Raw genomic sequence first — 13,140 nt, forward strand, 5'->3', positions numbered from 1 at the left:
CAGACGAGTTCCAGGAGATCACATGACCTACGCGATCCAGGCAGAGGGCCTGGAGAAGCGGTTCGGCGAGACCCGGGCGCTGGACGGCGTCTCGCTCACCGCGGAAGCGGGCACGGTCCTCGGGGTGCTGGGGCCGAACGGCGCCGGCAAGACGACGATGACCCGCATCCTCGCCACGCTCATCGAGCCGACCGGCGGCACCGCCCAAGTCGGCGGGTTCGACGTGCTGCGCGACGCGCACAAGGTGCGGCAGCTCATCGGCCTGACCGGCCAGTACGCCGGCGTCGACGAGATGCTCACCGGCACCGAGAACCTGATCCTGATCGGGCGGCTGCTCGGCATCCCGCGCAAGGCCGCCCGCGCGCGGGCCGCCGAGCTGCTGGAGCGGTTCCAGCTCACCGAGGCCGCCGAGCGCGCGGCGAAGACCTACTCGGGCGGAATGCGGCGCCGCCTCGACCTGGCGGCGAGCCTCGTCGGCGACCCGCAGATCCTGTTCCTGGACGAGCCGACCACGGGACTCGACCCGCGCAGCCGCAACGGCCTGTGGGACATCGTGCGCGGCCTCACCGACGACGGCGTCACCGTGCTGCTGACCACCCAGTACCTGGAGGAGGCCGACCAGCTGGCCGACGACATCATCGTCATCGACCGCGGCCAGGTCATCGCGCACGGCACGTCCGACATGCTGAAGGCGCAGGTCGGCGGCCAGGTCCTGGAGGTGCGCCCGGTCAAGGAGAGCGACGGCGACACCGTCGCGGCGATCGTCGGGGAGCTGGCCGAGGCCGCGCCCGAGGTGCGCGACGGCCTGATCAGCGCGCCGATCACCGACCCGCAGCTCATGCCCGCGGTGGTGCGCCGCCTCGACGACGCCGGCGTCGCCGTCGGCGAGCTGTCGCTGCGCAAGTCCAGCCTGGACGAGGTGTTCTTCGCCCTCACCGGCCACCACACCGACGACATCGACGCCGAGGCCGACCGGCTCGCGCAGTCGGCCGACAAGGAGAGTGCGTCCGCATGACCACCGCGTCACTCGCGCCGCGGGACCTGTCCAGGCGGGTCGCGCCCGGTACGGCCCTGCGCAACATCGCCACCCTGGCCTGGCGCAACCTGGTCCAGATCAAGCACAACCCGATGGAGCTGCTGGACCTGTCCATCCAGCCCATCATGTTCGTGCTGCTGTTCGCCTACGTGTTCGGCCCGGCGATGGCCGGCAGCGTCGAGGCGTACCTCCCGGTCGTGATCCCCGGCATCATCGCGCAGAACGCGCTGTTCGCCGGGATGAGCACCGGGTTCGGGCTGAACACCGACATCACCAAGGGGGTGTTCGACCGGTTCCGGAGCCTGCCGATCGCGCGCAGCGCCCCGCTGGTCGGGCGGATCATCGCCGACACCGTCAAGCAGGCGTGGTCGATGCTGATCCTGCTGCTGGTCGGCTTCGCCATCGGCTTCCGGATCGAGACGAACGTGATCGCGCTGCTCGCCGCGTTCCTGCTGCTGCTGGCCTTCGCCGTGCTGTTCTCCTGGACGTCGGTCTACATCGCGATGAAGGTGAACGAGCCGGAGAAGGTGCAGATCTTCGGGTTCGTGGTGATCTTCCCGCTGAGCTTCCTCAGCACGGCGTTCATCCCGAACACCGAGGGCATCCCCGGCCCGGTGGCCTTCGTCATGGACAACAGCCCGGTGACGCAGCTCGTGCAGGCCATGCGCGGGTTGCTGGTCGGCGGTCCCGTCCTCGACCACGCGCTGATCGCCCTGGCCTGGGGCGCCGCCATCTCCGTGGTGTTCGCGCCGCTGTCGCTCCGCGCGTTCAAGAACCGGGCATGACCGATCCGGGGCGCCCCGCCGCGGGCGCCCCGGAATCCGGCGGCCGTCCGGAAAGCCGCTCCAGGGCGAAGTCGCGGAGGACGTCCTGGAAGGTGCGGGTCCGGCCGCGGTCGTAGGCGGCGGCGAACGCCGCCTCGCCGAGGTCGGCGCGGGTGGCCGCCTCGATGTCGAGGACGTCCGCGAGGGAGAGGTCCCGCGTCCCGCGCAGCGCGTCGGCGGTGCCGAGCAGTTCGGCGGCGCGGGCGGGGTCGCCCAGGAGGCGGGCGCGTTCGGCCTGCCCGGCCAGGACGTGCGACACGATCGGGTAGTCCTGCGCCTCGACGGCGCGGCGCAGCGCTTCGTCCAGGCGCGCGGTGCCCTCCTCCATGGAGCCGAGGGCCATGTCGAGCTGGGCGCGCGCGAGGAGGACCATAGCGCGGAAGTGCGGCGCTCCAGAGAGGTTCTCGGTGAGCGCGTCGGCATGCTCCAGGCGGCGCCCGGCCTCGGCCGTGTCGCCGGAGCGGCGGGCGATCTCCCCGAGCCGGTAGTGGAGCGCGGCCGTCTCCTCCAGCCCGCGGACGGCGCCCGGGTCCCGCATCGCGGCGTGGAGCAGGGCCACGGCCCGGTCCCGCGCCCCCATCAGGTCGAGCTCGTTCGCCAGCTTGATGCGGACGTGCTGCAGCCCGGCGGTGCCGCCGCCCAGCTCCGCGTCCAGCCGCAGCGCCTCCTCGTACAGCGCGGCGGCGCCGGAGTGGTCCCCGCCGCGGCCGAGGATCTCCGCCTGTGCCGTGAGCGTGAACGACAGGCCCCAGCGGTCGCCGCAGTCGCGGAACGCGGCGAGCGCCCGCGCGAAGTCGTCCTCGATCCCGCCGACCCGGCCGAAGTTGTGCGCGATCTGGCCGCGGACGAAGTAGCCGATGCCCCGCACCCACGGGTCGGGGTCGGTCAGCAGCACGTCGTCGCCCGGGGCGGCGGCGTCGTCCCAGCCGGCCACGTACATGTGGGCCGTCTCCAGCATCAGCCGCAGCACGGGGTGCAGGGACGCGCGGTCGAGCCCGTCGCAGATGCGGCGGGCGCGGTCGAGCCATTCCGGGACGCGGTCGCCGCCCTCCTCGTCCAGCGACGCGAGGGCTCCGAGCGCGAGCGCACGCGCGGTGGTGCGGTCCTCCGGGACGCCCGGAAGGACGAGGATCTCCTCCAGGTCGGCGGCGGCGTCGCCGAGCCGGCCGTGCAGGAACCAGTACCAGCCGAGCGCCGCGCACAGCCGCATGGCGAGTGGCGCGTCCCCGGCGGAGATCGCCCAGCGCAGCGCGGCGGAGGTATTGCCGGACTCCGCGGTGAGCCGCCGCAGCCACGGCAGCTGGCCGGCGCCGTACAGGTGCGGCTCGGCCTCTTCGGCGAGGCCGGCGAAGTACTGGGCGTGCGCGCGCTTGACCGCCGCCTCCTCGCCGGACTCGGCGAGGCGTTCGAGGCCGTAGGCGCGGATCGTCTCCAGCATCCGGTACCGGGGCTCGGGCCCGGAGACGGCGAGCAGCGACTTGTCGACCAGCGCCGTGAGGACGTCGAGGACGTCGCCGCGGTCCAGGCCGGGCCCCGCGCACACCGCCTCCGCGCTGGCCACGGTCGCGCCGCCGGGGAAGACGGCGAGGCGGCGCCACAGCGTCCGCTCGGGCCCGTCCAGCAGGTCCCAGCTCCACTCGACGACGCCGCGCAGCGTGCGGTGCCGCGGCATGGCGGTGCGGCTGCCCGCGGCGAGCAGCCGGAACCGGTCGTCCAGCCGGTCGGCGACCTGCTCGGGCGTCATCGCGCGCAGCCGCGCGGCGGCCAGCTCGATCGCCAGCGGCATCCCGTCCAGGGCCCGGCAGATCCGCACGACCGGCCCGGCGGTGGCGGCGGTGACCGCGAAGCCGGGCGCGACGGCGGCGGCGCGGTCGGCGAACAGCCGGACGGCCGCGGACGCGGCGGCCTCCCCGGGGCCCGCGCCCGGCGGCGGCGGTTCCAGCGGCTCGACCGGCCAGAGCGTCTCGCCGGTGATGCCGAGCGGCTCCCGGCTCGTGGCGAGGATCCGGACGCCGGGGCAGTGCTCCAGGACGGTCCCGGCGAGCCGCGCGGCGGCGTCCAGGACGTGCTCGCAGTTGTCCAGGACCAGCAGGACCCGCCGCTCCGCCAGCGCGGCGACGAGCCGGCCGACCGGGTCCGGGGCGGGCGCGGGCGCGCCGATCGGCGCCATCTCGCGGAGCCCGAGCGCGGTGGCGGCGGCGGCCGGGACCTCGGCCGGGTCGGTCACCGGGGCCAGCGCGACGAGCCGGACGCCGTCGGGCGCGCGGTCCGCGGCCCGCTCGGCGGCCTCCAGCGCGAGCCGGGTCTTGCCGGACCCGCCGGGCCCGGTCAGCGTGACGAGCCGCGCCCGCGCGAGCAGGCCGTCCACGCGTCCGAGGTCGGCGGCGCGGCCGATGAAGCTCGTCAGCCGGGCGGGCAGCGCGCCTTCGCGCGGCGCGGGCGCGGGCGGCGGTGCGGGGGCGGCATCCGGAAGCAGGGACGGGTCCTGCCGGAGCACCGCCAGGTGGACGGCCTCCAGTTCGGGGGACGGGTCGACGCCGAGGCCCTCCCCCAGGGCGCGCCTGGCCTCCTCGTAGCGGGCCAGCGCGTCGGCCTGGCGCCCGGCGGCGTAGAGGGCGCGCATCAGCAGGGCGGTCACCGGCTCGCGGAGCGGGTCGTCCGCCGCGAGGGCCTGGAGTTCGGGGATCGCCTCGGCGTGGCGGCCGAGCGCGAGGTCGGCGTCCAGCCGCTCCTCCAGCGCGGCGCGGCGCAGGGCGTCCAGGCGGGCCGCGGGCGCGTCCGCGAACCGGAGCCCGGCGGCGCCCGCGAGCGCCGGGCCCCGCCACAGGGCCAGCGCCGCGCGGAGCCCGGCCGAGCGGTCGGCCGGGTCGGCGGCGCGGCGGGCGGCACGCACCCGCGCCTCGAACTCGTGCGCGTCGACGGCCTCGGGCGGCACGGCGAGCCGGTAGGCGCCGGGCGGCGACTCGACCGCGTCCCGCCCGATCGCGGCCCGCAGCCGCGACACCAGGGACTGCAGCGCGTTCGGCGCGCCGGCCGGCACCGCGTCCTCCCAGAGCGCGTCGATGATCCGCTCGGTGGGGACGGCCGCGCCGGGCTCCGCCGCGAGCAGAGTCAGCAGCGCGCGCAGCCGGGCGCCTCCGACCGGCACGGGCGCGCCGCCGTCCGCGAGCACCTGCAGCGGCCCAAGGATCCCGATTCGCACCCGGCGATTCTCCCGCAGGACGGCGAACGCCCCGGCCGGTCGCGGGGACCGCCGGGGCGTTCGGGCGCGCGGCTCAGGCCGCGGACTCGGCGGCCTCGTTGTCGGCCGCCTCCTCCTTGGAGTGCTGGCCGGCCTTGGCCTTCGCCCGGGCCTCGTCGAGGGCCGCGAGCTCGAAGTCGGCGCGCGGCTGCTCGATGGTGGCGAGGGAGACGGTCTCGCGCTTGAGGAACAGCGCGAGCGTCCAGTCCGCGATGACGCGGATCTTGCGGTTGAAGGTCGGCACCATCGCGCCGTGGTAGCTGCGGTGGAAGAACCACGCCGGCCAGCCCTTGAGCTTGAAGCCCATCGGGTTGGCGACGCCCTTGTGGAGGCCGAGGCCCGCGACGGCGCCGAGGTTGCCGTGCACGTAGGGCTTCAGGGTCTTGCCGCGCAGCGACCGGACGATGTTGTCGCCGAGCAGCTTGGCCTGCCGGACGGCGTGCTGCGCGTTCGGCGGGCAGTACATGCCCTCCTGCGTCAGGTCCGGGATGGCGGCGTTGTCGCCGGCGGTGAACGCCCGCACCAGGCCCTCGATGGTGAGGTACTCGGTGCCCTTGACGCGGCCCCGCTCGTCCAGCGGCAGGTCGCCGTGCCGGACGACCGGCGACGGCTTGACGCCCGCGTTCCACACCAGCGTCCCGGCGGGGAAGCTGCTGCCGTCCGACAGCTCGATCTGCCCGTCGACCGCGGACTGCAGGAAGGTGTTCATCTTCACGGCGATGCCGCGGCCGCGCAGCTGCTCGGCGGTCCACTTGCCCATGTCGGGGCCGACCTCGGGCAGGATGCGGTCGGTCGCCTCGACGAGCATGAACCGCAGGTCCTGCGGGGTGACCTTGCGCATGTACTTGGTCGCGTCGCGGGTCATGTCCTCCAGCTCGGCGACGGCCTCGACGCCGGCGAACCCGCCGCCGACGAACACGAAGGTCAGCGCCTTGCGGCGCAGTTCGACGTCGTCGGTCGACTCGGCGATCTCCAGCTGCTCCAGCACGTGGTTGCGCAGGTGGATGGCCTCGCCGACGGTCTTGAGGCTGATGCCGTGCTCGGCGAGCCCGGGGATGGGCAGCAGCCGCGGCACGGCGCCGGCGGCCATGACCAGGTAGTCGTAGGAGATCCGCTCCGGCGGTCCGGCCAGCGGCTGGACGATCGCCCAGCCCTCGTCGTGGTTCAACTCGGTGACGCGCGCCTTGCGGACGGTGCACTTGGGCAGCACCCGGCGCAGCGGGACGACGACGTGCCGCGGGGAGATGTTCCCGGCGGCGGCCTCGGGCAGGAACGGCTGGTACGTCATGTACGAGTTGGGGTCAACCACGGTGACCTTGACCTCGCCGCGTCTCAGCTCTCGCTTCAGCTTCTTCTGGAGACGCAGCGCGGTGTACATGCCCACATAGCCGCCACCCACGATGAGGATGTGGGGAGCGCCAGAGGTCTCCTCGGCGGTCCTGGCCATTGCGGCCCTCCTATGATCACGGTCGGCTTGTGAAGACATTCACAAGCTAGCCGATGGAACGTGCCTTGCACCAATCCAGAACCAGGAAAGAACCCGAGAACTTCCCGTTCCGGTAAAGCAGGGGGCTAACTCGCGTGTGAAACCCGCCACTCCTTCGCAAATAATCGGATGGAGCGGGACAGAACACGCATGATCGACGTCACCCGGCCACCGGCCGGACGACGCGGCGCACGGCGCGCCGAACCGCCCGTCCCACCCCGGCGGAAGCCCTAAGGTTGGGGCGGACGAGGAAGGGGGCGCCGGCGGCGGGAACGCGCACGGCCGAGATGCGGGACCGACACGACGGCGGCCCCGGCGGTGCGCGGCGTACGATCTCGCGCGGGAGCGTATCGATGATGAGCAGACACCGGCGTCCGACGGCGGCCGCGGCGGGCGCCCTCGCCATCGCCGCGGCCCTGAGCGGCTGCGGCCTGATCGGCCAGCCGCAGAACCAGAGCGCCGAACTGTCGGAGTGGTTCACCGTGACCAGCCCGGCCTTCCACGATGGCGGCGACTTGCCCCCGCGGTACGGCTGCAAGACGTACCCTGGCGGACAGGGCAAGACCCCGCCGCTCCGGTGGTCGGGCCCGCCCGGAACCAAGTCGTTCGCGATCGTGGCGGACGACCCGGACGCCTCCGGCGGCGCCTACGTCCACTGGGTCATCGCGGGCATCGACGGGACGGTGAACGAGATCGTCGAGGGCGCCCAGCTGGACAGGACCGTCGAAGGGCTGACCACGGACAAGAAGGCGGGCTACGCGCCACCGTGCCCGCCCAAGGGAGAAGAGCATCGGTACCGGTTCACCATCTACGCGCTGGACGATCCGGCACCGTTCCAGAACGGCGCCGCACTGAAGGACTCGCTCCCCGCCATCGCCGAGCACACCATCGGCCGCGGGCGGATCATCGGGAACTTCGGCGGCGAGCAGGCGCGTTGACCGTGGAGCCTGCGAGCACCGGGTCAACGCGGACCCCTCGGGGGGCTGGAGCCGACAGGGGTGCGCGGATCGGCGGAGTTGGCCGATCGGCGCACGCCGTGTGAGGGTAAATGTGCGCGAAGGGTGTGACAACGGTCATAGCGGTCGGACAGAATCGTGCTGAGCCGCATCGGCGGCCGCCCGTGACGATCCGGACGCTTGCGACAATCGGGACGGACCCGCGGTCCGCGCCGGCGACTCCCGCTGGGCCAAGGCATTGGGTGGTGGCATGACTTCTTACATCGTGGTCTTCGGCCTCATTGTGGTCGTCGTCCTGGTGGTCGTCCTCGTGGCCTTGGGCCTGCGGGCCAGCAGGGCCGGACGCGACGACGACGACTGGATGGACGACGAGCCGCAGCCGCGCGGCCGCCGCGGAGTCCCGCCGCACGAGCAGCAGGGCGGCCAGGACGACTACGGCCCCGGCTACAACGACGGCTACGACGAGGGCTACGACGGCGGGTACGACCGCGCGCCCGAGCCCGGTCCGGACCGCCGCGTCGCCGGCGGGCCGCTCGCCGCGCCCACCGCCGCCCCGGCCCCGCCGCCCCCCGCCCCGAGCGGCTCGGCGTCCGACGAGATGGAGGACGACGACTACTGGGCGACGATCACCTTCGACAAGCCCAAGTTCCCCTGGCAGCACGACCGCGACCAGCAGGGCGAGCACCCCGAGCACGACCCCGCCGCCGACCCGCTGCACGCGCAGGCCCCCCCGCCCGAGCAGCCCCCCGCCGAGCAGCCCCAGCTGACCCAGCCCGTCTCGATGGGCGCCGACGGCACGGTCCTCAACGGCCTCGGCCACCCCGGCGGGCCCGGCACCGGCCCCCAGCAGACGCCCGGCGGGTTCCCGGGCGGCGCGCCCTTCGGCAGCGACCCCGGCGCGACGGCGCTCGACCCGCTCCCCGCCGACTTCGCCGGCCCCGGCGGCCCCGGCGGCGGGCAGCCGCCCTACGGCGGCCCCGGCATGCCCGACCAGCAGGTGTACGGCGGGCAGGAACCGCAGCCCGCGTACGGCGCCGCCGCCGACTACGGCCCCGGCGAGCCGTCCTATGGCCCCGGTGAGCCGTCCTACGGCGGCGGCGAGCCCTCCTACGGCGGCGGCGAGCCGTCGTACGGCGGCCAGGAGCAGTACGGCGTTCCCGAGCAGCCCCAGTACGGCTCCCGCGAGCCGTCCTACGGCGACTACGGCTCCGACCCGCTCGGCGGGCGCCCGGCCGCGGGCCCGCCGCCCGTCCGGCCCGACTACGACATGCCGCTCGGCCCCGGCGCTCCGCGCGGCGGCGACCCGCGCGTGTCCGACCCGCTCGGCCTGCCCCTCGGCCGTCCCGAGGAGCCCGCCGCTCCGCCCCCGCCCCCGATGCCCCCGGTGCCCCCGGCGGCCCCGCCGGCTCCGGCTCCGGCTCCCGCTCCGGCCGCGCACGGCGGCTCCGACACCGACGGGCACAAGCTCCCCACGGTGGACGAGCTGCTCCAGCGCATCCAGTCCGACCGCCAGCGGTCGACGGGCCCGTCCGACTCGGGCGGCTCCTACGGCGGCGGCTCGCTGAACGACCCGCTGGGCGACCCGCTCGGCACCGGCTCCTACGGGACGAACCAGCCCCCCGCGAGCACGGGGAACACCGGCCCGTGGCCGTCCGGCGGCCCGGGCACCGGCGGTCAGGGCACCGGCGGCTACGACGCGGGCCTCGGCGCGGCGCCCGGCGGCTACGGCCAGGGCCAGCAGAGCGACGGCTACCCGACGGCCCCCGCCTACGGCGAGTCCAACCGCTACGACGACCCGCTCGGCTCCGGCGGCTCCTCGGGCGGCGTCTACGGCGACTTCAGCGGCAGCAGCTACAACGGCTCCGGCGACCCGCTGGCCGCACCGCACGACCAGGGTTCGCAGGGCGGCTACACCGACCCGAACGCCACCCAGGCGTACGGCTCCGGCTACTACGGCGACTCGCAGGCGCAGCAGGGCGGCTACCAGGGCGGCCAGCAGAACGACGGCCCCCCGTACGGCAACCGCCAGCCCGCCGACGACTGGGAGAACTACCGCCGCTAGGGCAGCGCGCACCGAACACGCTGAGGGCCGCCGGGCAATCCGGCGGCCCTCAGCGCGTCCGGCCCCACCCGCGCCCTCACCTTTTCGCAGGTGGGCGTAGGGACGGCCGACGCGGAACGCGCGTGTGGCGGCAGGTTGAATCCGGGGGCGCGGCGCGGGCGTTGTGTCCGCGTGTAGGCCCGCTAATCGTGCTTATATACAGCGTGTGACTTCAAAGACACGCAACGTGTCCGTTATGCGGCGGGATCTGCTCGCCTCGTTCGTCGTCTTCCTCGTCGCGGTCCCGCTGTCGCTGGGCATCGCGGTGGCGTCCGGCGCGCCGGTCGCGGCCGGGCTGGTCGCCGCGGCCGCCGGCGGGATCGTCGCCGGGCTGCTCGGCGGCTCGCCGCTCCAGGTGAGCGGGCCCGCCGCCGGGCTCACCGTGCTGGTGACCGAGCTCGTGCAGACCTACGGCTGGCGCGCCACCTGCACGATCACCGCGCTGGGCGGGCTGCTGCAGCTCGTCCTCGGCGCCTGGCGGTTCGCGCGGGCCGCGCTCGCGGTCTCCCCCGCCGTCGTGCACGGGATGCTCGCCGGGGTCGGCGTCGTCATCGTCCTCGGCCAGGTGCACGTCGTGCTCGGCGGCGGGCCGCAGCAGTCCGCGGTCGCCAACCTGCGGGAGCTGCCCGGCCAGCTGCTGCGGCCGGACCTGCCTCCGGCGCTGGTGGCCGGGCTGACCGTCCTCGTCCTGGTCCTGTGGGCGCGCATGCCGCGGCGGGGGCCGCTGCGGCTGGTCCCCGCCCCGCTGCCGGCCGTCGCCCTCGCCACCGCCGCCGCCTGGGGCCTCGGGCTGCCGCTGCCGCGCGTCGACCTGCCCGACTCGCCGTTCAGCGGGTGGACCGCCCCCGTCCTGCCGCACGGCCCGCCGATCGGGGTCGCCGGGGCCGTCGTGTCCGTCGCGCTCGTCGCGGGCGTCGCGTCGCTGCTGTGCACCGTGGCGGTCGACCGCGTCCGGCCCGAAGGGGTCCCGCCGGCCGACCTCGACCGGGAGCTGCGCGCCCAGGGCGCCGCGAACGCCGTGTCCGGGCTGCTCGGCGGGCTGCCGGTGGCCGGGGTGATCGTCCGCAGCACGGCCAACGTGGAGGCCGGCGGCCGAACCCGGCTGTCCCCCGTGCTGCACGGCGTGTGGGTGCTCGTCCTCGTGCTGTGCTGCGCGCCGCTCATCGAGCGGGTCCCGCTGGCCGCGCTCGCCGCGCTGCTGATCATGCTCGGGATCCGGCTGGTCGACCTCGACCGCGTCCGCGAGCTGCGGCACCACCGGGAGGCGCCCGCCTACTTCGGCACCCTCGCCGGCGTCGTGCTGCTGGGGCTCGGCCAGGGCGTCCTGGTCGGCGTCGGCATCATCGCGGTGCTGGCGCTGCGCCGGCTGACGCGGCTGTCGGTCCGGACGGAGGAACTCGTGCTCGTGCCCGGCGACGGGCCCGTCCCGCCCCGGCGGCACGTGGTCGTCGAGGGGACGTTCACCTTCCTCGGCGTCCCCCGGGTGACGCGGGCGCTGCGGAATATCCCGGCGGGTTCGAGCGTCGATCTGGATCTCAACGTCGACTTCATGGACCACGCCGCGTTCGACGCGATCCACCAGTGGCGGCTCGCGCACGAACGCCAAGGAGGCAGGGTCGACATCGACGAGGTTCACGAGGCTTGGTATGAAAGAGCGGTGACAGGTGATATGACTCAGCCGCGCAAAGCCGCCCCGCCGGCCCGCTGGTGGGCGCCCTGGGCCAACCGGCGGCGCCGCTCCGAGGCCGAGCTCGACGCGCCGGAGACGTCCCCCGGGGCCGTGCTGCTGAACGGCATCCGCGACTACCACGACAGCACCGCCCCGCTCGTCCGGCCGATCATGTCCGAGCTGGCGATGAAGCAGAAACCGCAGCACCTGTTCATCACCTGCGTGGACTCGCGCGTCGTGCCCAACATCATCACCGCCAGCGGGCCCGGCGACCTGTTCATCAACCGGAACGTCGGGGCCCTCGTGCCCCGGCACGGATCCCAGACGCCCGACGACTCGGTGTCGGCCACCGTCGAGTACGCCACGAGCGTCCTCGACATCCGGACGATCACGGTCTGCGGGCACTCCAACTGCGGTGCGATGGCCGCCCTGCTCGCCGGCGGCACCGAGGTCGAGCACCTGACCGGGCTGTCGCGCTGGCTGCGGCACGGCAACCACAGCCTCGCCCGCTTCCTGTCCACCGACCCGGACGGCTGGGACGAGCCACCGCTGACCCGGCTCTGCAAGATCAACGTGATGCAGCAGCTCGACAACCTGCTGACCTACCCGTGGCTCCGGGAGCGGGTCGAGGCCGGCGAGATCGAGCTGGTCGGCCTGTACCTGGACCTGTCGTCGGCGAACGTCGAGATCCTCGACCGCGCCGCCGGCACGTTCGCCCGCGTCCCGGACGCCGTCCCGGAGACGCCGGGCTCGCGGACCCTGACCTGACCCGGTCCGGGTCGCGATCCACGGTGTGCGGGCCGCCCCCGTCCGGACGACCCGCCCACCGTCCACCGGCTCCGCCACCCCGACGGGCGGGCCCGCGGCCGGACCAGCCGGGCCCTGCACGCACCGGCCCGGCGGTCCTTCTCCATGGCGGCCTCCGGCCCGCGTCGCCTCGGCGGGGCCCCCGCCCCGCGTGATGAGGTCCGGCCGGCCGGCGACCGCCGCTCGCTAGAAACTCCTGCGCCGTCGCGGGCGCCCGCGCCCGGGGAACCGGGCGCGGGCCTCCGCTCGGCCGCGGTCTTCGCTCAGCGCCCGACGAGCTCGTCGTCGGCGCGCGCGTAGTCTCGGACGTACATCCCGGTCACCCGGCGCGCGCGGCGCGCGCGGCCGTCGGAGGCCGGCAGGAACAGCGCGTCGCGCCGGCTGGCGCGGGAGAAGTCCCACAGGTACACAAGGCCCCCGAGCAGCCCGGCGAACGCGAGGGCCACGAACACGATGGCGATCATCTGCGCTCCTCTCCACGGGGCCCAGCACCGGCCCCGCCGCCGTCGCCGTCCACGGCGATCGGCTCTTACCAGGACGGTATGCGCCGTGTTTCATCCTTTCTGTGTCCGGTGACCCGATTCCCGGGAGTCTCTAGGCGCAGCGCACTCGCCCGATCCGCCAGATCCGTCCGCATCCCGGCCCTCGCCGTCTCCAACAGCGGCACGGTGATCGCCGCCATGGACCCCCGCGTGGACGACAGCTACGACCTCGACGGCGGCACCAACAACATCCAGATCGCGATGGCCCGCACGGACCTCACCGGCCGCGTCAGCCGCGACGACGGCGCAAGCTGGCCCCACCAGGCCCTCATCAAGCCCGGCGCCGCCGGCTACTCCACGATGGCCGTCCTGGCGAACGGCTCCATAGGAACCCTCTGTGAGATAGGAGACACGGGCGGCATCCTCTTCGCCCGCACAACCCTCCCCTGGCTCGAATCCAGACCCCCGCGAGGGCCGGGCCGCCCCCGGCCCTCGCCAAGCCCACTACTCTGAGCCCACAAAACCGGCCGCAGGGAGC

9 protein-coding genes are annotated in these 13,140 nt (G+C 74.6%); 6 read left to right on the forward strand and 3 right to left on the reverse strand.

What is annotated here, in order from left to right; all coding sequences use genetic code 11:
• Window positions 1-22 precede the first annotated feature (22 nt).
• Both ACGFI1_RS36015 and ACGFI1_RS36020 read left to right on the forward strand, forming a co-directional pair.
• Window positions 23-1,015 (forward strand): ATP-binding cassette domain-containing protein, encoded by a 993-nt coding sequence (locus ACGFI1_RS36015; RefSeq protein WP_386871276.1) that lies wholly within the window; start codon window positions 23-25, stop codon window positions 1,013-1,015.
• Window positions 1,012-1,821 (forward strand): ABC transporter permease, encoded by an 810-nt coding sequence (locus tag ACGFI1_RS36020; protein WP_392791834.1) that lies wholly within the window; start codon window positions 1,012-1,014, stop codon window positions 1,819-1,821. The genes ACGFI1_RS36015 and ACGFI1_RS36020 overlap by 4 nt, the downstream gene beginning before the upstream one ends.
• Here the strand turns inward: ACGFI1_RS36020 and ACGFI1_RS36025 are convergent.
• A complete protein-coding gene (locus ACGFI1_RS36025; protein ID WP_392791837.1) occupies window positions 1,805-5,062 on the reverse strand; it encodes a BTAD domain-containing putative transcriptional regulator in 3,258 nt (1,085 codons plus the stop codon). The two genes, ACGFI1_RS36020 and ACGFI1_RS36025, sit on opposite strands and share 17 nt — an antisense overlap.
• A 73-nt stretch (window positions 5,063-5,135) precedes the next feature.
• Complete coding sequence (locus ACGFI1_RS36030) at window positions 5,136-6,548, reverse strand: NAD(P)/FAD-dependent oxidoreductase (RefSeq protein ID WP_138640218.1); 1,413 nt, start codon at window positions 6,546-6,548, stop codon at window positions 5,136-5,138.
• Window positions 6,549-6,940: 392 nt separating this feature from the next.
• Here ACGFI1_RS36030 and ACGFI1_RS36035 point away from each other — a divergent pair, with 392 nt between their 5' ends.
• From ACGFI1_RS36035 to ACGFI1_RS36045, 3 genes are all read left to right on the forward strand, one after another.
• Window positions 6,941-7,525 carry a YbhB/YbcL family Raf kinase inhibitor-like protein gene (locus ACGFI1_RS36035; RefSeq protein ID WP_392791839.1) on the forward strand — a complete coding sequence of 195 codons (585 nt, stop codon included), beginning with the start codon at window positions 6,941-6,943 and terminating at the stop codon, window positions 7,523-7,525.
• Between the two features lie 268 nt (window positions 7,526-7,793).
• Window positions 7,794-9,605 (forward strand): hypothetical protein, encoded by a 1,812-nt coding sequence (locus ACGFI1_RS36040; protein ID WP_392791842.1) that lies wholly within the window; start codon window positions 7,794-7,796, stop codon window positions 9,603-9,605.
• 235 nt (window positions 9,606-9,840) lie between these two features.
• A complete protein-coding gene (locus ACGFI1_RS36045) occupies window positions 9,841-12,081 on the forward strand; it encodes a SulP family inorganic anion transporter (RefSeq protein ID WP_392791844.1) in 2,241 nt (746 codons plus the stop codon).
• 302 nt (window positions 12,082-12,383) lie between these two features.
• Here ACGFI1_RS36045 and ACGFI1_RS36050 read toward each other — a convergent pair whose 3' ends face one another.
• Complete coding sequence (locus ACGFI1_RS36050) at window positions 12,384-12,584, reverse strand: hypothetical protein (protein WP_301178041.1); 201 nt, start codon at window positions 12,582-12,584, stop codon at window positions 12,384-12,386.
• Window positions 12,585-12,692: 108 nt separating this feature from the next.
• Between ACGFI1_RS36050 and ACGFI1_RS36055 the strand changes: the two genes are divergently transcribed.
• Window positions 12,693-13,115, forward strand: a complete 423-nt coding sequence (locus ACGFI1_RS36055; RefSeq protein ID WP_392791847.1) for a hypothetical protein — start codon at window positions 12,693-12,695, stop codon at window positions 13,113-13,115.
• Window positions 13,116-13,140 lie beyond the last annotated feature (25 nt).

Source organism: Actinomadura geliboluensis (assembly GCF_043197915.1).
GTDB lineage: Bacteria > Actinomycetota > Actinomycetes > Streptosporangiales > Streptosporangiaceae > Spirillospora > Spirillospora geliboluensis.

Bases quoted from the DNA above. Each gene is read 5' to 3' on its own strand.
- ACGFI1_RS36050 (WP_301178041.1), bottom strand. From the start codon at position 12,584: ATGATCGCCATCGTGTTCGTGGCCCTCGCGTTCGCCGGGCTGCTCGGG.
- ACGFI1_RS36040 (WP_392791842.1), top strand. From the start codon at position 7,794: ATGACTTCTTACATCGTGGTCTTCGGCCTCATTGTGGTCGTCGTCCTG.
- ACGFI1_RS36035 (WP_392791839.1), top strand. From the start codon at position 6,941: ATGATGAGCAGACACCGGCGTCCGACGGCGGCCGCGGCGGGCGCCCTC.
- ACGFI1_RS36045 (WP_392791844.1), top strand. From the start codon at position 9,841: ATGCGGCGGGATCTGCTCGCCTCGTTCGTCGTCTTCCTCGTCGCGGTC.
- ACGFI1_RS36020 (WP_392791834.1), top strand. From the start codon at position 1,012: ATGACCACCGCGTCACTCGCGCCGCGGGACCTGTCCAGGCGGGTCGCG.
- ACGFI1_RS36030 (WP_138640218.1), bottom strand. From the start codon at position 6,548: ATGGCCAGGACCGCCGAGGAGACCTCTGGCGCTCCCCACATCCTCATC.
- ACGFI1_RS36015 (WP_386871276.1), top strand. From the start codon at position 23: ATGACCTACGCGATCCAGGCAGAGGGCCTGGAGAAGCGGTTCGGCGAG.